Genomic DNA, 21139 nt, shown 5'->3' with positions numbered 1-21139 from the left:
AGTGGTTTTGTTTTTTGGTTTGCATTGAGATTGTAATGTTAGATCTCTATGGCAAGTAACTACATAAAATTGATTTTTATGATTGATTATCATCATACAATTTTAATTTTCACAACCTAAAAACGCTATAAACTTCATAAAAACTACTCTATCTTCTTCCAAATACACTACTTAAACTTTGTTCTCTCACCTTAATTGGTAATTGTATTGGGTGCTAAGTTTTACCCAATACGTGCTGATCGATTACACTAAAATTATTGAGTGGTTTTGCTATTATTCTTTGTTGTTACTTTATATGTTTCACTCCATTGAGAAGCAAATCCCCACTGCATTCGTTTTCTCATCTGAATATAATAAGTGGTGTTAGGCTGAAGAAAAGGTATCTTATAAGAGCCTCTTAGATTGAATGACATTTCTTGATCCAGCTCACCTTCCTCAGTACCATATCTCACATCATATAAGAAGTCCGATGGATGTGAATCATATCCTATGAATATACAATTTTCACCGCCCTCCATAATGAAGATTAATGGTGGTAATTCTTCTTCATTTTTTTCAAAAACAAAAGCAAACCTTTCACTTTCACCAAAACTGTTGATGGCTACTAATTCACAATCATATTTCTTATTTTTCTTTAATTGACCTAATTGAATGTAATTATCAATAGTAGGTTCTGTTTCTTGCAACTCTCCATCTTTTCCTTTGTAATACAATTTGTATTCTTCAGCATTCCAAACTTTATCAAATACAATTCTTCCTTTAGCAGTTGAATTCAATACTGTTCTTACAGTAGGTGTGGCAGGTGCATTAAAATATTCATTGATATTAAAAATATCATACCCTAAAGCATCTGTGATTAAAACCTGTGTCATTGCTACTTCAGTAGTTTTAGTCCAATCAAAAGCCACTTTTAGCTCCTTGCCACCTGGGTAGATAGAAGGTAATTTTTTCGTTGTTGAAGACAATTCATTCCCTTCTTTATCAAAAGTTTTCACTACTAAATTATAATCAATTAATTCATATGCTGGAAGTCCTTTTTCAGGTCTTGGCTGTAAAACAATTTGACTATGTTGTTTTGTATTTTCTAAGGAATTATGCTCTACAAATAAAGTATCAAAAGGTGCATACTGCTCTCTAAAATGGAAATACGCTCTTTTCTTTTGTCTGTATGTATTGACCAAGCCCCAGGCTCTATTTTGAGATTCTGTAGTAGCCCAACCTGTATTTCCATGCCACATACTTCTGTAGTCATTCAGTGTCCAAAGTGAAGCACCAACACAATAGTCTTTTCCTCTCATTTGATCGAGCATTTTCTTTCCATCTACAATTCCTTCATTTGGAAATTCGCTCGTTAATCTCCCGCCATATTCACTCATAAAAATAGGCTTGTTCGGAAAGTTTTTATGGCATTTTTTCAAGGCATTGCCCCATCCACCATAAATGTTCAACATCACTAAATCACAATATTGAGAAGCGTCATTTTCTTGATTTTGGGCTGAGTGGGAAACGTATACAGCCAAGCGAGAAGGATCTAATTTCTTTGCATGATCAATGGCTGATTTTACATACTCATTGACCAAAGGGTTCGCCGATCGGTAACCAATCTCATTACCAACACTCCAACCAATTACAGAAGGGTGATTGTACTTTGTTGAAATCATTGTTTCCAACCACGCTTTTGGCATTGGATGATTGGGATCCACCCATTTGTCTTTTCCCCAAAGAGCCACTTCTTCAAAAGTCATGATACCGTTCTCGTCCAATAAATCAAGATACTCTTTAGGTAAAGGCAAGTGACTCACACGGGCAAAGTTGGCGCCCAGGCTTTTCATCAAAGCAATATCTTCTAAAATACGCTCTCTATTCAAAGTATTACCTGTGAAGCGATCATCTGGAACAACATTAAACCCTAATGGTCTGAAGTTTTTCCCGTTTAAGTGAAGCTCCATGCCCACAACTTCTAGTTTTCTGATACCAAATCGGTCTGTTGCTTCTTGAATTTTTTCTTTTCCATCAAAAATAGTCACCTTAGAAAGGTATAAGTTTGGATGGTTGTAATCCCACAGTTTTACGTACTTCTTTGAGAGGTTAAAGTTGATGTCGACTACTTTCGTTGCACCTTGTCCAACCACAATATTTCCTTTCTTTTTAAGAAGTACTTTTGATGGGTTGTCTTTGCTTGCAATCTCAATTGCATATGATAAGTCTTTCTCCCCCAATTGATTATTTTCAAAAGCCAAATTCATTACAATTGAAGCCGTTCCTTTCTCTAAATCTGGAGTAGCAATCACTTTTTGTGCTACTAAACGATACTTTTCTGTGATTTCTAGATGTACCGGACGGCGAATACCACCCCAGTTCCAGATTGCTCCTCTTTTGAAAGTATTGTCTACTCTCAGTACCAAATCGTTAGGGCGGTCAGCACGTAATTTTTCATTGATTTTGTATTCAAAGGGTAAAAAACCAAAAGGATTAGTGCCTAACTTTTCACCGTTTAACCAAACAGTCGCTTCATTATAAACTGATTCAAAATAAAGACGTACTAATTTGTCTTTAACGTTTTCTGAGGTTGCAAATGTGGTGTGATACCATGCCACACCAGAAAAATTGGCGTACTCATTTTCTGTATCCCAGTTACCAGGTACTTCCAACTTTCCCCAATCTTGGTTTTGAGGTTCAAGAAACCATTGGTTTTTCAGTCCTTGATTGTAACGGTCAATTTTAAAATCCCAAATGCCGTTCAACGATACTACTTCCTGAGCAAATCCCTGCCCTAAGCTTAGTATCAATAAGACGAATGTTAAGATATTTCTTTTCATTGTTAGTTTAGTTTCTTTTTCTTCTTTTTCTTTTTCACCGGCCATTCTTCCACAAAGTGGTCTGTCATCCATTGCTGATAAGCAACAGTGTAGGCCTTCGATTTTTCAGGGTATTGATCAATAACGTTTTGCTCTTCCAATGGGTCTGTCTTCATGTTAAACAACATCCAATCCGACTTCTTTCTTTTCACCATTTTCCAGTCTCCTTGGCGTACAGCCTTATTGCCTTCATGCTCCCAAAAAAGCATTCTTTCTTGATTTGTTTTCTGTCCTTGTGCCAATGGTAAAATGCTTTGTCCTTCGGTAGGATAAATCTCATTTTCCTGGTAAGAAGTTGGATAGCTTACTCCTGCTAAATCCAAACATGTGGCCATTACATCGATGATATGAGCAGGCTGATTGTTCAACCCATTATTGACTTTGATATTCTTAGGGAAATGGGCAATAAATGGTGTCATAATTCCACCTTCCATGGTTTCTCTTTTCCATAATTTGAAGGGAGTATTACTCACATTAGCCCAGTGACCATACGATTCAAAAGAATCTTTTCCTCCCGGGGTAACTCCTGGCGAACGGTTCACCATTTGATGACATCCTCCATTATCCGATAAGAAGAAAATGGCGGTATTATCATACATATTTTCCTTTTTCAAATAATTAATCAACTTTCCGATATTCTGATCCAATCGATCTACCTGTGCCGCATAAACACTCATTTTGTGTGCTTCTGCTTTAGTATCTTCCAGTTCACTCCATTCCGGGTGTTCTCCTTTGGTCATTTTTAGATTTTCTGGAAAAATGCCTAATTCTTTTTGCTTCGCGAATCGTTTTTCACGGATAGCTTGATACCCTACCTCATACTTGCCTTTGTATTTTTCAATATCTTCAGGCAGAGCTTGTAATGGAAAATGAGGGGCAATCTGAGCCATATACAAGAAGAAAGGTTTGTTGTCCCCTTTCGACTGATCTATAAATTGGATGGCCTCATCGGTGAAATTATTGGTAGAATAAAAAGTATTTGGATTCTCTTTTGTTTTCACACCATTTTTATACACTTCTCTGTTCAAGAATTTTGTAGGGTAAAAGTAAACACCCCCACCCGCTGGAATACCATAAAAATCTTCAAAACCTCTCTCATTGGGCCAATGTTCCTGATTATCGCCCAAGTGCCATTTCCCTGACATAATAGTGTGGTAACCATTTTCCTTCAGCACTTCCGCCACAGTCACGGTATTCTTCGAAAGGTAACCTTTATAACCCGGTTTTTTCCAATCTTCCACCAAGTGTCCAACACCCGTTTGATGAGCATATAATCCTGTCAACAATGACGCTCTTGAAGGAGCACAGCGAGGAGTATTATAAAAATTAGTAAATAGAACACCATCAGAAGCCAATTGGTCTAAATTGGGAGTATTGATTTCACTGCCCGTGCACCCTAGGTCTGAAAATCCCATATCGTCTGCCAGAATAACAATAATATTGGGTTTTTGAGGCAAATTTGTATTCTTATTACCATCCTTCACACTACAGGAGAAGGATAGCAATAGAAGAATTGGTAAAAAATTGATTAAGTCACTTGTAGTTTTCATCCTATTTTTGCGTCTTGAGTTTCTTCAATTGACCAGGGCTTGTAATGGAAGGTTTGCGGTTTTCAAAAAGATCTCCATAAGCATATCTTTTTACTTCAGTCCATCCCGCTGTACCAGGCCATGCAGCAGGAATTACATCGTTTTCCCAATCATTCAAGTTTTTCAACAACTGTCCTTCCACTTTTGGCAATGCTTCGTTGAGTACTTTTTGTTCCGAAATATCATCATCTAAATTATAAAGAACATGTCCTACCTGCTCCGCTTTCACTAATTTATAGTTTTTATAACGCGTCGCTTTCCAGTCTCCAATTCTCCAATACAATTCATCATGAGGCATACCTTCTTTTGTACCTTTCACGTAAGGCAAAAGATCTACACCATCAAGCTCTTTAGGTGTTTTTTCAATTCCTGCCGCTTTCAAAATCGTTGGCATCACATCTAATGTAGAAGTTAATCCATCATAAGTCAATCCTCCTTTTACTTGTCCTTTCCAATACATTAAGTACGGTACTCTATGTCCTCCTTCAAACTCATACCCTTTGTTTGATTTTAAAGGCGAATTGTCACCATTGCCCGTTCCTCCATTATCACTAAAGAAAAAGACAATTGTATTTTCTTCTAAACCTTCCTCTTTCAAAGTTTGCATTACATTACCGATCGCTTCATCCAAAGAGAATGTCATGGCCGCTACTTTTTGTCGAGGATGATCTTTGAACTTTTCTAGATCTTCCTCTTTCGCTTGTAAAGGGGTATGCACAGCATTGAAAGACAATAATGCCAAGAAAGGTGTTTCGCTTTTTTTATTTTCACGAATAAAGTCAATCGCTCTGTCTGCTAATACATCGGTTAAATATCCATCAAATGCTTCGTGTTTACCATTATGATTGATTTGCGTAGAAGTCTTATCAGCAGCGTCATATTTATCAGGGTTAAAGAAGTAACCTCTATGTCCTCCTAAGAAACCATAAAATTCATCAAAGCCTCTGCTGTTCGGATGGAAATAATCTTGTGTTCCTAAATGCCACTTTCCAAAAAGAGCCGTATTATAACCTTTCGTCTTCAAGACATCAGCCATTGTCACCTCAGTGGTATCCATACCATATTTGCCGTGCAAAAAGTTATTTTCATGTCCAAAACGATGCTGGTATCTACCAGTCAATAATCCTGCTCTTGAAGGACTGCAGACCGAACATGTAGTATGGGCATCAGTGAAAACAACTCCTCCGCTTGCTAAATTATCGAGATGCGGAGTAGGAATACTTTTAGACCCTTGAAAACCAAAGTCTGCATAACCTGCATCATCTGCGAGGAAAATCACGACATTGGGCAATTTTTCTTCTTCTACTGCAGAAGTATCTTTTTGAGTCTTTTGACATGAGGAAAATAATAAAATTCCTGCTGATAAATACGATATAAATTTCTTCATTACTATTAAATTTTTTAGATAATAGGTTGATCATTAGATTTCATTACTTCTAGAGCTTGAGCTGCCGCGTTGATGGCATTATAGATCTCATGCTTTCGATTAAGTTTTGCTCGTTCTTTTAAAGAAGTAGTCACATATCTGAATGTTGATTCAAAAGCCTTATATTCTGACACAGGCATCATTTGAACAGCCCTAACGGCATGCCATGCAATAAATGCATTATCAGAAGCACCATATTTTTGTAATACTTTTTTAGCTTTTGGAACATGTGCATTTCTATACAGAATCGTAGCCGCTTCTATTTGGTTGAAAGGGTTTTCATCATCAAGTAATCCTTCTACCTGAGAAAGCTCACCTTTGTCTAATTCCTGAGCTCTTAGCCCTACCAAAGCCCAATAGCGTTGCATAGGGAGTGATGATGCCAAAAAAGCTATTTGTTTATCTTTATAATAATTTCCTCTTCCTGCTAACGCTGCCACCTGAAGGATTCTTTCTAGAGGGTATACTTGGTCACTTGCCATTGCTTCAAAAGGTGTACTTATCTTTATAATAATTTCCTCTTCCTGCTAACGCTGCCACCTGAAGGATTCTTTCTAGAGGGTATACTTGGTCACTTGCCATTGCTTCAAAAGGTGTACTCCCTTTTGATAAGACGTCCATCTCACCTGCCGGTATGAAATGTAAATCTCTTTGCTTTAAAATTTCCTTTTTATTAATGGCTCTGAATTTGGTCATCAGATCTTTATAGTTCTCATTGTCTGACAAATCATTTACATTCCATTTATCTTTCTGATTATCAAATAACCATTCTGCTTTCTTTCCTTTTCCAAGAACTTGATATTGAAGGTTGTTCAATGTTTTTGCCTTGGTATCTTTATGCATTTTTTTCAGAATATCGGCATTGTCAGAATATTTGTGCCATTGCACAATGGGATAGTCTGTCATATAATTTCTCACATAAGTGTAACGCCCATCCGTCACCGTTCTCACTTGATCGATGACCTCACCACAGCCATCGCGTCCACCCCACATGTATTTACGTTGAAAGTCTGATGCAAAAATATTTTCACCTTTCATATAATCTGGAACCTCCACTCCTGCCAAAGACAAAACAGAAGGAGCTAGATCTTCAAATGAAATGATTCTATTCTCCATTTCCTCTTTTTCGACGTTCAGTAAATGCTTATACTTTTCGGGTACATGTACAAACATCGGTACTTGATGTCCTAAGTTCAGACCTGCTCCTTTAAATCTTGGCAAACCTTCACCATGGTCTGCGAAAACAAAAATGATTGTATTATCAAACAGTCCGTCTTCCTTTAATCGAGTGATGATTTCTCCTATTTTTTTATCTGTGAGGGTTATACAATCGTACATTCTTGCCACATAAGATCTCATTTCTTCATTGTCCGCATAAAAAGGAGGCAACTCTATGTTTTCTGGTTTTGTAAGTTCCACTTCTGATAAAACATTTCTGACTTTCTTTTCATAAAATGCATAAGGGTTTACCATGGTGTAAGACTCATGAGATGTCATTAAATTGAAGACAGAAAAGAAAGGTTGATCATGTTCTTTTCTATCCCACCATCCTGACTTTCCTTTACTGAGGTGCCAGGCTTCGGCTACTTTTTCTTTTTCTTGGGCTAAGTTGTAATCAGTTTTATTGTTATTCGTGGTAAAGTAACCCGCTTCCTTTAAGTAGTAGGGAAAAGCTTTAACATCAGAGGGGATTTCAATAGTACTCCTATGATTAGCTGTTCCTAATCTGTTGGCATGAATACCTGTGATAATGCAAGATCTTGAAGGCGAACAAACTGTGGCCGTAGAAAACGCATTATTCATTTTAAAACCTTCCCTCGCTAAAGCATCCATATTAGGTGTCTTGGCTTGTTTATTACCATAAGCACCTATAAAATGTGGAGATGTGTCTTCTAGTGTAATCCAAAGAATATTAGGTCTAGCAAGGCTCTCTTCTGGAGAAGAAGGAGTCTTGACAGAACATGACCACAATAATACACAAACAAAATAAAGTAAATATTTATCGATACGCATAATTCAGTTACTATCAGATTTATGATTCACTATCCAATTTTTAAGAGCATGTTTGGAATATATATTTTAGAAGTAAAAATTTTCCATTTTAGGTGATGAGATAATTAACTTCTGAGAAAATAGTGACGCTATAGTTGATGAAATTAATAAACTCACGTTCTGAAAAGGGGAATTTTTTTACTTAAAAAGATGTTTCAAACATGCTTTAAGAAACAAGGAGCCAAGTAAGCTCCTTGTTTGCTAGCTCTATTTTTTTATTATTACCAAAAAATACACTACCAACCTGGGTTTTGCCCCAGATTAGGGTTCGTCACACTTTCCTGAAATGGAACTGGCCAAATATATTGGCGATCAGGAAACACTCTATTTAATAATATATTGTGATTGTCTAAAACATGATCGTAAGTTGGCAATCCGTTTTCATCAAATTCTGGAATTGCAGAAAACATATTACTCTCCTCCGAAAGACCTTCTGTTTTGATACCAAGCATAGGACGGTTCAGTGCCTTATCTGCCAAGTTCCAACGTATTAAGTCCATATACCTCAGCCCTTCATTAGCTAACTCAACTCTTCTTTCTCTACGAATGATTTCTCTTAACTCTTGAGCTTCTGTTGTTGTTACTTCAGGATAAGTGCCTCCTTCAGCAATTTGCTGTGCATAAGCTCTTTGGCGTACTCGGTTGATGGCATCTAAAACGGATTGATCAATTTCACCTAGTTCAACTTTCGCTTCAGCATAAATTAAAAGTGTTTCGGCAAAACGGTAATGAATGATATCTACATCTACCAAATCAAAACTTCCTCTCATTGCATTTGAAAAACCTTTTTTGAATAGTAATCCACACGGATTGGCTGAACCTTGAGTATTAGATAACCAAGAGTCCATATTCTTTATGCTTTTCTCTTGTTGAATGTCCCAAGTCTCTTTCTTGAAAGGTTCCCAGTACATATCCATCAATGAATCTCCCGGTGTAAGAATACTCATTTTCAAACGTGGGTCTCTATTCTCAAAAGGATTTAAATAACTGTATGAGGCATTTTCATCATCAATACGTAACCCTTCAGCAGTTTCATAACTGTCAATCAACTCATACGTTGGAGTTGTAGAAGCATATCCACCCACATTTCTTTGAATATCATACTGGATATTTCTTTTCTCATTGTAAGCTGATGACTGTGCTAAAGCGATGATGATCTCGCTCGACTGCTGACCTTGCTCTAAGAATAAATCACCATAATTAGGGTGAAGTGTAAACTTACCATAATCCATCAGTGCTTTAGCCGCTTCTACAGCTAAGTCATAACGATTAGTATACAGAGCATAACGTGACTTAATAGCCAATGCACTTGCCTTTGTAAAACGTTGTACATCTGCATCACCATATTCTGTAGGAAGGTACTCAATAGCAAAATCCAGATCTTCCATTGCTTGATCAATTACAGCTTTTTTATCTGTACGACGAATATCATACGCTTCTTCCAAAGGAATTGGCTCCAATAATAATGGAACATCTCCAAAGTGCGTAGCCAAATACAAATATTGGTGTGCTCTCGTCATTAAAGCCTCTGCTCTATACTTCATCCATGTTGCTTCGGGCGTTACATCCTCTGCTCTATACATATAATGAAGCATCATGTTTGCACGGGTAATCGACTTGTAGCAATCTGTCCATCTATTCTTAAATATTCCCGATTGAGAAGTTGATGTTCCTTTGTACAGTTCATGCCCTGTACCTGAACGTGTAAATACGTTATCAGAATATTTATCAGTATCTGTAGGATACATAAAGTCTCTGTAAAATTCATTTGCTGCTACTTCCAACTCCGCTTCCGTTGAATAGAAGTCTCCTGTAGACGGAGAAGTTCTTGAGTACAAATCCAAATCTCTACAAGATGTATTAAAAAGAACTAGTGCTGCAACAGCTATATTTCTTAGATTAAAAATCTTTTTCATCATTTTCGTCTTTTAGAATTTCAAACTGATACCAGTCATGTAAGTGGTCAACAATGGATATTCAGTTGATTTGATTTCAGGATCCCAACCTTTTGGCATGTGATTAAATGACCATAAATCATTTACTGAAGCATAAATTCTGAACTTCTTCACACCCACTTTCTTAAGAAGAGTTCTAGGTAAAGTATAACCTAAAGTGATGTTTTTGATTCTTAAGTAAGCACCATTCACCAACCAGAAATCTGATTTTGCATAATTAGATTTTGAACCTTGGTCTGAAAGTCTAGGATACGCAGCCCCTGTGTTTTCTGGAGTCCAGTAATCATCCGCTATATACGACGGGAAATTTTGGAAAGTACCAGCAAAAGGTTGAATCTGAGCATTTGATAACATTACATCTGTCTTACCAACGCCTTGTAAAACCAATCCAAAATCAAGGTTTTTATAATTCACACCGAAGTTGGCACCAAAAATATACCTTGGAAGAGAACTACCAATCACTACTCTATCTTCTTCAGCATTAATCATATCACTTTCTCCACCTGGTTGTTTCTTATAGCGGATATCACCTGGCTGTTCTTGACCTGTCAACTTTGCGTGGTCTGCATGATCATCACCAAAGTAACCTAAATTCTCATAACCGTACCAAGCTTTGTATTCTTGGCCTTCCATTGTCACTTGATTCCCTAATTGATTGGCTCCTTTCATATCAACCACAGTATTTTTGTTGTCAGATAAATTGAAACCGATTGAATAAGTAAGATTATCATTAACAATGTCTCTCCAATTGATTGCAATCTCCCATCCTTGGTTATCGACCACACCTGCATTTTGTAATGGAGGATTAGCATAACCTAAATAAAGTGGAATATCAAGTTTCAACAAGATGTCATATGTAGTTTTATAATACCAATCAAAGTTTACATTCAAACGGTCATCTAAGAAAGCCGCATCAAAACCGATGTCATACCCTTCTGTCGTTTCCCATGTGATGTTTTCAATGGCCATATCTTGTTGAGAGAAAGTCGTTAATGGAATAACCTCACCTCCAGCATACACATAGGAGTTCGATCTACTCATATTAGCTGTATAAGCATAATTGCCTACTCTTTGATTACCTAAGCGTCCCCATGAGCCTCTCACCTTCAAGTTAGATAACCAATCCACATTCTTTAAGAATTCTTCGTTGGAAATATTCCATCCACCTGATACTGAAGGGAAGAATCCCCATCTATGGTCAGGGTGGAATCTTGAAGAGCCATCATATCTGATATTAGATTGAATATAGTATTTGTTCTTGTAGTTGTAAGAGAACCTTGCGAAAAGTGAAGATAAAGCATTCTCAGTTTGTCCACCTTTGTTACTCCACATGTCCACATTACCAGCATTAATCTCATCATAATCAGGCAATACATACCCAATACGCTCTGCTTCTAATGTCTTCTGTCTATAGTAATTGGTCTCATAACCTCCTAAAACTGAGAAGCTATGTTTATTGATTTTCTTACTATATGTAATTGTATACTGCTGGTTGATTGAATAAGATTCATCACGCGAGTCTGTCAGTTTATCCTGACTCTTTCCTGTGTTTCCAATCCAGTTACCGTCTACATCATAGTAATCAATTACTCTTAACATGTTCTTTGAATTGTTGAAGTTGAACTTCGGAGCTAACTGTGCTGAAACTTTCAAATCTTTGATCGGTTCAAAATCCAATCGAGCACGGAATCTTGCAAAATTCGTTTGACTGTCTTTATAACCACCCTTATTAACAAACGCTACTGGGTTATTTCCATCTTTACCATTAGCAAATGTTCCGTCGCTCCAGTATGCTGGATAGAAAGATGGTAAAGATCTCGCTCCTGAATAGAATGAATTGGAATGATGACCTTCATTAGGTTGCTCTTTATTGCTTTGTCTTAAATACATATCCAAAGCACCTTTTAACTTTCTATTGATTTTGATGTTGTTATTCAACTGTAAAGTGTATCTCTCCCAATTAAAATTAGGTATCAAACCTTCTTGTGTTGAATAGCCAAATGACATTTTTGATCGAACCACATCGTTTCCTCCCGCGATTGAGAAGTTGTGTCTCTGCTGTACAGCATTCTTTTTTAATAACTCATTTTGCCAATCTGTATTAGGATACAAATCTGGATTTACCACTGAGTTATCTCTATAATTATCAATGTAATATTGATCCCAAAGAGGTGCTAAACCATCATTTTCTTTAAACTCATTTTGCATTCTAAAATAAGTCTGAACGTCTACCATTTCAGGTAAAGTTGTTGGTCGTTGAATACCCACATCACCGCTGTAAGTTACTGTCAATTCACCTTCTTTAGCTCTTTTAGTAGTAATGATAATTACACCTGCCGCTGCTCTTGAACCATAGATAGCAGCCGAAGCAGCATCTTTTAGAACCGTCAATGATTGTACGTCTTCTGGATCAACATCATCAATATCGCCAGGGGCACCATCAATCATAACCAAAGGTGTACTGTTGTTTAGTGTTGTCTGACCTCTAATCAGGATATCACCAGTAGCTCCTGGCTCACCGCTTGTTCTTGTGACAGATACACCTGGAACTGAACCTTGAAGTGCTTGCGACAGCTGAGGTGTTTTTCTTTCTGTGATAGCTTCAGCATTTACTGTTGCTACTGCACCTGTCAGATCTGCTTTTTTCTGTGTGCCGTAACCAATAATTACGACTTCGTTGAGTTGTTCTTGTGCTTCTCTAAGAACAATGTTTAATTCTGTACTTGTCCCTACATTTACTAATTTTTCTTCATAACCAATGGAAGTAATAATGATTTTTGAATTTGCTGGTACTCCTAATTTGAAACCTCCATCGAAGTTTGTCATAGTACCTGTTGTTGTACCAGCTATAATAATGTTTGCTCCGATAACTGGCACTCCATTAGGGTCAGTAACCACTCCTGAAACAGTTATCTTGTCGTCTTGCGCCATGGCATTATTCCATAGGAACAACCCAATCATACTAAGTAATAATATGCGCCATTTCATCGATACTCTAATCGGCATAAACTCTTCTTTTAAAAAATTAAGCGAAAAAGTTAAAAATTGTGTTGTCGGCAATTTTTAAGTTATCTGTTATAATCAATGCCTGCCTTTTAATTATATTGCTAATATAGCAATTTGTTATGTACTTTCAACACTAATTATCAAAAAATGTTATTTTTTTGAGGAAATTTTAGTTAATCACCTCAAAAATGAATCGATCTTCACTATATATTAAAAATGAGACCAATATCTTATTGAAAAGTAGAATGCTTTATAACATTGATGCATACGTACCAAAATACCTCTTTAAAAAAATATGGTCTTTATTCATCATTATAAACACCAATAAGCTTGAAGAGGTCATCAAGATAACATACTTCCGTATATATATAATAGTATTGATATTAGTGAAGAAAATCAAATCCTACGTATTGTTATATTGAAAAGAAAAAAGCAACTTATTATCATCAATAATAAGCTGCTTATAATTTACTTTCTAACTATTATTAAGTATTCAGTTCTACGTTACTCTTATTTCTTCTTACCTCTTTGAAATGAAGGTCTATAATTTTCTTCTGTAGGTTTCATGGCCAAACGGGCATTCGTTTGATCCATCCATTGCTGTAAATCTTTCAATAGTTGATCTCTAACGTCTTTATGTTCTAAGGCTAGATTTTTTGATTCGGAAATGTCCTCTTTAATATTATAAAGCTCAACCATATTATTGGTATCAATTTGATCGAATCCGCCATCTAAAACATATTCTTCATGGAAAAATAACAACTTCCAATCCCCATTGATCACCACCGTTACAGGGCGGTTTCTAAAGTATGGGTCTCTACCTCCTCGCTGATTTTTCCCATCTAAATAATTAGGATAATGATAGAAGATTGATTTTCTTTTCAATGTTTCTTTTTCTCCAAAAAACAATGCCTTCAAACTTTCTCCATCCAGAATTTTATCCTTTGGTTTTTTCAAACCAGCTAAGTCTAAAAACGTGGGATAAAAGTCAGTATTTACAACAGAAACGGTAGAAGAAGAACCTGCTTTCACTTTAGAAGGGTACCAAACAACCATTGGTACTCTAATGCCTCCTTCATAAAGCATTCCTTTCACTCCCCTCAGTGGATCTTGATGAATCTTACCTAATGAACCATTATCTGAAGTAAAAATAATGATGGTATTTTCCTCAATTCCAAGTTCTTTCACTTTGTTCATCACCGTTCCCAAGCTCTCATCTGTATGTTTCACCATTCCTGCATAGACAGGATTGTTGTGTAATTTTCCTTTTTCTTTGGATTGAAAATACGTTAGCATTTCCTGACGTGCTTCCCATTTTGCATGTACAGCATGATGGGGCAAATAAAGGAAAAATGGTTGGTCTTTATTCTCCTCCATAAACGTACAAGCCTCGTCTGTCAACTTATAGATATCTTTTGGGTCGTTGGTCTTTTTGAATTTGATTTCCTTAGGTTCTGTAGATTGATCTACCATAAAACCTTGCTCGGAAGCTTCTCCTGCAATGTGCCATTTTCCAAAAATTCCCGTAACATAACCTCCATCTTTAAGCGCTTCTCCCATAGTATAGTTGTCCAATGAAAGCTCTTGATCTGGCACCGGTTCTAAACGCATTTTATCTTCAGGACCTCTTTTTGCATCCCAAACTGCAATTTTTCCATGACGTGGTGTATATTGTCCTGAGATCATTGACGCTCTTGAAGGGGCACAATTCGGACCCGACGAATAGGCGTTATAAAACACCATTCCTTCTTTTGCCATTTGATCTAAAAATGGCGTTTCATGATAATCAGAACCCATAAATGAAGGATCCTTCCAGCCCATATCATCTACAAAAAATAAAATAATATTAGGCTTTTTTGGCTTTTTATCTGCTCCCAATACTGTCAAAGACAAGCATAAAGGCAATAATAATAATGCTACTATTCTCTTCATTACTTTAGATATTATCAGCTGGAAAACGGAATGTCTGATTTGGGACTCTTGCTGATTTAAACAACTCCATTCCTTGTTTTACAATTTCTGGTTGCTTTGCCGACACATCATTCTCTTCACCTGGATCAGAAGGCAAATGATACACTTCCACTTTGCTTTTTTCAGGTTGCTTCAATTTGTTTTGAACCACTTTCCAATCTCCAATACGCACAGCTCTTGATCCACCACGCTCATGAAATTCCCAATAGAAAAATTCATGCTGTTTTTGCTTATGATCTTCACCTAACAAAGTAGGTAAAAACGAAATTCCATCTATGTTAGCTTTCGCATCAATATCTGCATTCACAATATCAGCTAACGTTGGGAATACATCCCAGAAAGCAGAAGGATGGTCTGTTTCTGTATTTTTCTTGATCACATTTGGCCAAGAAACAATCATTGGCACTCGGATACCTCCTTCATAAAGGTCTCTTTTTATACCTCTGAAAGGTCCATTGGAATTAAAGAACTTAGGGTCTGCACCTCCAGCTGAATGAGGACCATTGTCTGAGGAGAAAAAAATGATGGTATTATCATCCAAGCCATGCTCTTTCAACTTGTCCATAATTTCTCCTACAGAAATATCCAAGTGATGCATCATTGTAGCAAAAGCGGCTCTTGGGAATTCTTGATCGGCATAAGTTCCCATCATAAAACGTTGCTCATGCGTCAGGTTTGGATTGTGATTTCTCTTGTTGATATAAGGTTTCCCTTTAGGATATACTTCTTTGTAATGCTGGAAAATAGAATCTTCTGGGGCAACCACTTCCGCATGTGGAATGGTATATGGCAAATAAAGGAAAAATGGCTTGTCTTTGTTATCATCAATAAAATTCAACGCTTGATCATGAATTAAATGATGAGTGTATTCTTTCTGACCACCTTCCTCGTTGCCTTCCAACATCACTTTCTGTCCATTATGACGCAAATACAAAGGATAATAAGTATGTGCTAATCTTTGACAGTTATAACCATAAAACTCATCAAATCCTTGATTGTTTGGTGCTCCTTCAGAACCTGGGTAACCTAATCCCCATTTCCCAAACATCCCTGTTGTATAACCTTTGGACTGCATCATTTTTGGTAAGGAAGCAATATCTGCTGGAATTGGAACTTGTCCTTCTGGCTTTACTTCTTTGTTTCCTCGAATGGGTGAATGACCGGTGTGCAATCCTGTCATCAGAGTGGATCGAGAAGGGGCACAAACTGTACTGCCCGCGTAATGACTATTGAATTTCATACCGCTTTTGGCCAAAGCATCAATATTTGGTGTGGTAAATTTCTCTTGTCCATAGCAACTGAAATCACCCCAACCGGCGTCATCTACCAGTATAAAAACAATATTCGGTTGCTTGCCCAACGGCTTCTTATTTTCCAGATGCTGTTGGTATTTATTCGTAGAGCATGCACACAAAACACATGCAATAAGGAATAAAAAATAATTGAAGTTGTTTTTCATATTTATGCTGTTTGTAATAATTCGTTTCTTTCTTGTTTATTCCACTATTGTGGTGACAGATCTTGGCTGAAGTATGACGTGGTCTGTACAAATAGTATATTTTAAGTTTTCTGCTGAAGACGTTCTATAAGTTTTCTTCTTTTTCTTATTTGGCAATGCTATGTCAATAGATTGATGGGATAAATTTACCATCACTACAACTGTTTCTTTTCTGGATTGATAAGCGGAAACTAATAATTGGTCCTGATCAAACTGACCTTTCAAATCTGCAGTAACTCTATGCATGCCAGGTCTCACAAAACGAGAGAAATTACCGAGTACCCACAGACATTTCGAATCTTCAACAATGGACTTGTCTTTTTTATCTACGTAAATCAGACCATCTTTAAAATTGTAAGGACTTACAGCTAGCCACCATTGCCAAGAGGAAGCATTGGCAATCGTCAAATCATAATGTATCACTTTTGCCATATACAAAGCTGGATCCATCCCTAAATCTTTTCCTTTTCCTTTTATCTCTTCATTATTTTCTAACAAACAATATTCACTTTGATAAAAAGAAAGGTTTTTGTAATCCTTCATCAAGTTTCCAATTACCTGTCTACTGCTTTTCAGTTTACTCAATGGAAAAGTGGTAAAATAAGCATGTGCAGAAAATGAAGGGGAAACTAATTTCAAATCACCGATATAATTAGAACTTTCAGGATGGAAGAAACTCCACAACTGATGATCTCTTTGAGGGCGATTAGAAGACGGATCATAAACATAATTGTACTGTGCACTTTCAGCTACTTCAATTTTTGTGGTTAAATCATTTTGAAGAAAAGCTTCATTCATTAATCTTACAATTGGTGCCACTTCATCATTTTGTACTGCTGTACCTTCTTGTCCGTTCTTTTTGCCCCAATCCCACTGAGGTTCATTGAATGGAGAAATTAAATTGAAGTGTATCTTCTTTTTTTCCATTTCAATCAAAAAGTCAGTTAGAAACTGAGCATAGAGAGCGTAATTTTCTTTTGGAAGATTTAAAGTGGTCTCAGCATTACCATGTGCCAATTGATTTTTTGTTAGTGCATATGGGGGAGAATTGGCAAATGCCGTAAAATGTTCAACTCCTAATTCTTTGGCTTTTTGAAGGAACCAAAGTTGCCCCTCTTGATTTGAGATTTGCACTTTATGCGTAAGTGAATCATAAATTCCAAAAGATCTTCTCCATGGATCTTTTATTTCTGATGCATCACCCTGCTGGGCACTCCCTGCACCAATATTAAATCGCCAGGTACTCAAGCCAATTCCTAATGGAGTGCCATCTTCCCCTAACGTTTTAGAAAAAAGCCACTGGGCCATTTTCTCTTTCTTCTCTTCTTCCCAATCTTTGCCCACATATTGTATACTCCAAGCATCTGAAGCCCCAAAGTGGTCTATTTTCTGATGTTGTTCAGATTTATCAAGATGAAGGTGAAGTGAAGGACTACTTTCCTGTGCCGTAAGGCTGGCACAGGAAAGTAGTGCTATTAGAATAATACAAAGTCTTTTCATTTCTTTTAATCACAAAATGTTTCGCTAATAGAAACGATAGACTTGTCAGTTTGAAATTATCTTCCGGAAGCCGCCTGAAAAGCAGATTGAATTTGAAGTGTTGTTTTCTTCAATAACTCAACCACTTCTTCGTTTGTATGGTTTCCATCAAAATCAGAAAGAGCGATAGCAATATCATCTGCTGTATTCACTCTTACTGCAATACTTGTCTTCTCGTTTTTAATAACGCTATAACCGTTTTCTTTATCTATTTTCAACTGATCTGTATATTCTTTGCTCAGTTTTAAGTCTTTCACTACATAGTCCAAATCTACTTCGTCTCTATGTGCTAATAAAATTTGTCCAATAGAAGATTTTTCTAAAGGATAAACGGCCATTTTACCAATGGCTTCCATTGTAGACATACCCGGTGACCAGTGATACAAATAAGAAACATGATTGTTCCATAAAACCCCAATTGCCACTACACAATCTAATTCCAAAAGCGGTTCGATATACTTGAACGCAATCTGAAATACTTTAGAAGCATGTAATGAATGAGCGGCTAAAACATGCACCGCCGCACCTGGAATGTACCTTCTTTGGCTATCTTGATAGGTATAGCCTAAAAAGGAAAGCGTTCTAAGTAGACGGTTCACTTTGGTTTTTTCCATGTTTAGCATCTCAGATATATCCTTAACTGAAGCCGGTTTATCTAATACGGTTAATGTCTGTAACACTTCCAATCCATCAATTAAGCCTTGTATTGGCTGTGCCGGTCTTTTTGATCTAATCATAGTTAGTGTTCATTAGAAATTTGATTAATACTCGCTGACATATTTCTTTGCAATGTACAAAAATGTAACAGCCTTTTATTAACTTATTTCATCAAAAAGGGGGTGAAAATCTATTTTTTTTACAAAAACATCAACTCTCAGTTAAATTATCACAACTATTAACTTTTAGTCACAAATTACATCAAAAAGAGATACTGGAATTCTGCTATCCTTACGATCAAATTCTACCGTTAACTTCGATGTTTTTACAGGTTGATCAAAAGTTATTTCACAGAGTGTAGTATGATTGTTTTCGGTTTGAAATAGACATTTTCCATTCTCATCTTTTATTCTGAAAGATTCCACACAATAAGGGACAATTGACTCTGGATGGCCAAATTGCGTACTCTCCATGGCATGGTCCAAATCTGCATCAAAATAAAGTTTCATCGAAGAAATTTCCTCCACATTTTCCCATTCTAATGTCAATGTTGGATAGGCATCATCCAGAGCGGCAATCCATGCATTGGTAGATGTTACAGGCCTAATAATTCCTGAATCTAAATGCTCTTTCTTACCAATGAATAATGGCGTCTGAAGTTGCATTGTGATATTTTGACCTTCAGGACGGCGTTGAGGTGTCCAGAATTCAAATGCATCGATACCAATATCCGATGGTGGTTCTTGCTGACCGAAATTCGACACGGCTTTATTTTCTTTTCTGAAAACAGATAATATACCCGTAATTCTATCCTCTGAATAATTCAATTGCAAGTCTGGATTAGGGGCAAAACAAACAAAAACATATCGATCTTCTAAGTCAGACACATCAAATTTTAAATCAACAAATTGATGTCCTTTTTCTATTTCTTTTGATTGAATTCCTACTACTTTTTCAGGTGTAAAGTTGGTTGCATCAAGGCTGACTTTCAACTCCACATCTACAGTAGTTTCTTTCCCCGCAATAATTGGAACTCTCAACTCCAATGTCTTTTGATCACTGGTGATCGGCAACATCTGAGCTGTTGGCATTTGTAATGTTTTCCAAGTATTTGAAGGTCTCAATTCTGCTAAATTCAACTCTGATGATACAGTAACCTTTGCTTTCGCACTCAAGAAGTTAGACTTATCCAACTTCAAATGAGGGATGTAAGAGGACTTCTCTAAAAGTGCTTGCTGAATTTTCTCAATATGTTCTTTCTCCACAGTATCCTTTGGAAGCACATCATTTTTGATAGAATAAGCCGCTGCTACTGCCGTACCTTCTGCCGCAACTGCACTTGTCAGCATTACTCTTGTAGATCCAAACGCCACATGTGAAACACTAATCAGTCTACCAGCAAAGTACAAATTATCAATATCTCTACTGATGGCTGTACTTAAAGGAATTTGATACGTCCCTTTTGAGTGCCACTGCGTACAACTAGGCAGTGAAGAATACACACCATCAGAAGGGTGTAAATCAAGTGCCCAACCACCATGTGCAATTGCATCATCAAACTTTCTTTGCTCAATGACATCTTGCTGTTTCATCATGTATAAGCCCTCAAAACGTCTACTTTCACGCTTACCTGGTACTGTTCCTACCCACTCCAGCGTCATATTTTCCGCTTCAGGAAACTTACCAGAGTTCTTGATATAATTCCAGATACCATAAACGATTTTCCAAAGCTCATATTTGATGTTCTCCGTTTCGTGAATTGTATCAAAACGTCCTCCATATTCAATCCACCAGTAATTACAACCGGTATGATCTGCCTGGATATTTTTAAATCTTGGCAACTCAGTAATGTCCTTCAAAGCATACGCTGGAGGAGTAAAATTGACGGGTTTTCCTGTGTCTTTGGTGTAGAAATAAATAGTATGACCTAATAATTCTCCATACTGCTCTACATTTGGAGCCATTTTTTCACCAAATTCCTCTATTGTTTCAGCCCCCATTCTAAATGAAGCCCCTGCCAAGAATGACAATACGCCATCTCCAGATGCATCACAAAAACGCTTGGCACTTAGAGTATAAAGTGTTGAATTTTGGCTATTAAAAGCCTTGACAGCTTGAATACTTGTATTCTCATGTGCTACTTCAAAAGCAGATGTATTCAGCAACAAAGTAATGTTTTCTTCCTGCTTTACCTTTTCAATCAGAATAGTATCGAAGATCAAAGCATTACCTTCTTTATTTCTATAGAGATTTTCTTCTAGAATTTCACCTGTCACACCTGTTTCTCTAGACCATCTATTGTTGTTTCCCATATGGGAAGTAGCCCCTAAAGCCCACAATCTCACTTCACTAGAGGCATTTCCCCCTAATACTGGCCTGTCTTGTACCAAAACTACCTTTACACCCTGACGAGCCGCTGTAATTGCCGCACAAGTCCCTGATAATCCTCCACCTACAATTAATAAGTCCGTTTCAATTGAAACTTCCTTAAGGCTTCTGTTTTTGCTATAAGATTCTTGAATCATAATTCTTCAGTCTAGTTTTTTCAACTATTATTATTTTGAATAACGATTAATTATTCACTGATA

At 36.9% G+C, this 21139-nt stretch carries 12 protein-coding genes; all 12 read right to left on the bottom strand.

The window, feature by feature from the left end:
* Positions 1–254: 254 nt before the first annotated feature.
* Positions 255–2891 (bottom strand): glycoside hydrolase family 2 protein, encoded by a 2637-nt coding sequence (locus AVL50_RS17905; protein WP_082795902.1) that lies wholly within the window; start codon positions 2889–2891, stop codon positions 255–257.
* Positions 2822–4408, bottom strand: coding sequence for an arylsulfatase (locus AVL50_RS17900; RefSeq protein WP_062617856.1), 1587 nt, complete (start codon positions 4406–4408; stop codon positions 2822–2824). Before AVL50_RS17900 ends, AVL50_RS17905 begins: the two co-directional genes overlap by 70 nt.
* 1 nt (position 4409) lies before the next feature.
* Entirely contained in the window at positions 4410–5834 is a 1425-nt protein-coding gene (locus AVL50_RS17895) for a sulfatase-like hydrolase/transferase (protein WP_062617855.1), read from the bottom strand.
* Between the two features lie 14 nt (positions 5835–5848).
* Complete coding sequence (locus AVL50_RS17890; protein WP_062617854.1) at positions 5849–6355, bottom strand: hypothetical protein; 507 nt, start codon at positions 6353–6355, stop codon at positions 5849–5851.
* Positions 6356–6359: 4 nt separating this feature from the next.
* Entirely contained in the window at positions 6360–7886 is a 1527-nt protein-coding gene (locus AVL50_RS17885; protein ID WP_062617853.1) for a sulfatase, read from the bottom strand.
* 275 nt (positions 7887–8161) lie between these two features.
* Positions 8162–9844 carry a RagB/SusD family nutrient uptake outer membrane protein gene (locus AVL50_RS17880; RefSeq protein WP_062617852.1) on the bottom strand — a complete coding sequence of 561 codons (1683 nt, stop codon included), beginning with the start codon at positions 9842–9844 and terminating at the stop codon, positions 8162–8164.
* Positions 9845–9853: 9 nt separating this feature from the next.
* Positions 9854–12868: a TonB-dependent receptor gene (locus AVL50_RS17875; protein ID WP_063850783.1), complete on the bottom strand. Its 3015-nt coding sequence runs from the start codon at positions 12866–12868 to the stop codon at positions 9854–9856.
* A gap of 528 nt (positions 12869–13396) precedes the next feature.
* The gene (locus AVL50_RS17870; RefSeq protein ID WP_062617850.1) at positions 13397–14818 is read right to left on the bottom strand and encodes a sulfatase; all 1422 of its coding nucleotides are present in this window, start codon (positions 14816–14818) and stop codon (positions 13397–13399) included.
* Between the two features lie 4 nt (positions 14819–14822).
* The gene (locus AVL50_RS17865) at positions 14823–16316 is read right to left on the bottom strand and encodes an arylsulfatase (protein ID WP_062617849.1); all 1494 of its coding nucleotides are present in this window, start codon (positions 16314–16316) and stop codon (positions 14823–14825) included.
* Positions 16317–16352: 36 nt separating this feature from the next.
* Complete coding sequence (locus AVL50_RS17860; RefSeq protein ID WP_062617848.1) at positions 16353–17855, bottom strand: glycoside hydrolase; 1503 nt, start codon at positions 17853–17855, stop codon at positions 16353–16355.
* Between the two features lie 56 nt (positions 17856–17911).
* Positions 17912–18631 (bottom strand): helix-turn-helix domain-containing protein, encoded by a 720-nt coding sequence (locus AVL50_RS17855; RefSeq protein ID WP_062617847.1) that lies wholly within the window; start codon positions 18629–18631, stop codon positions 17912–17914.
* 165 nt (positions 18632–18796) lie between these two features.
* Positions 18797–21076 carry an FAD-dependent oxidoreductase gene (locus AVL50_RS17850; RefSeq protein ID WP_062617846.1) on the bottom strand — a complete coding sequence of 760 codons (2280 nt, stop codon included), beginning with the start codon at positions 21074–21076 and terminating at the stop codon, positions 18797–18799.
* Positions 21077–21139 lie beyond the last annotated feature (63 nt).

The sequence above is a fragment of the Flammeovirga sp. SJP92 genome (assembly GCF_001583495.1).
Lineage (GTDB): Bacteria > Bacteroidota > Bacteroidia > Cytophagales > Flammeovirgaceae > Flammeovirga.
The sequence above is the reverse complement of the archived record's forward strand: the minus strand, read 5'-3'. Positions and strand labels throughout refer to the sequence as shown.

What these genes read in the sequence shown, in the direction of transcription:
- AVL50_RS17900 (WP_062617856.1), bottom strand. Translation starts at nt 4,408, where the DNA reads ATGAAAACTACAAGTGACTTAATCAATTTTTTACCAATTCTTCTATTG.
- AVL50_RS17875 (WP_063850783.1), bottom strand. Translation starts at nt 12,868, where the DNA reads ATGAAATGGCGCATATTATTACTTAGTATGATTGGGTTGTTCCTATGG.
- AVL50_RS17895 (WP_062617855.1), bottom strand. Translation starts at nt 5,834, where the DNA reads ATGAAGAAATTTATATCGTATTTATCAGCAGGAATTTTATTATTTTCC.
- AVL50_RS17855 (WP_062617847.1), bottom strand. Translation starts at nt 18,631, where the DNA reads ATGATTAGATCAAAAAGACCGGCACAGCCAATACAAGGCTTAATTGAT.
- AVL50_RS17905 (WP_082795902.1), bottom strand. Translation starts at nt 2,891, where the DNA reads ATGGATGACAGACCACTTTGTGGAAGAATGGCCGGTGAAAAAGAAAAA.
- AVL50_RS17880 (WP_062617852.1), bottom strand. Translation starts at nt 9,844, where the DNA reads ATGATGAAAAAGATTTTTAATCTAAGAAATATAGCTGTTGCAGCACTA.
- AVL50_RS17890 (WP_062617854.1), bottom strand. Translation starts at nt 6,355, where the DNA reads ATGGCAAGTGACCAAGTATACCCTCTAGAAAGAATCCTTCAGGTGGCA.
- AVL50_RS17885 (WP_062617853.1), bottom strand. Translation starts at nt 7,886, where the DNA reads ATGCGTATCGATAAATATTTACTTTATTTTGTTTGTGTATTATTGTGG.
- AVL50_RS17850 (WP_062617846.1), bottom strand. Translation starts at nt 21,076, where the DNA reads ATGATTCAAGAATCTTATAGCAAAAACAGAAGCCTTAAGGAAGTTTCA.
- AVL50_RS17870 (WP_062617850.1), bottom strand. Translation starts at nt 14,818, where the DNA reads ATGAAGAGAATAGTAGCATTATTATTATTGCCTTTATGCTTGTCTTTG.
- AVL50_RS17860 (WP_062617848.1), bottom strand. Translation starts at nt 17,855, where the DNA reads ATGAAAAGACTTTGTATTATTCTAATAGCACTACTTTCCTGTGCCAGC.
- AVL50_RS17865 (WP_062617849.1), bottom strand. Translation starts at nt 16,316, where the DNA reads ATGAAAAACAACTTCAATTATTTTTTATTCCTTATTGCATGTGTTTTG.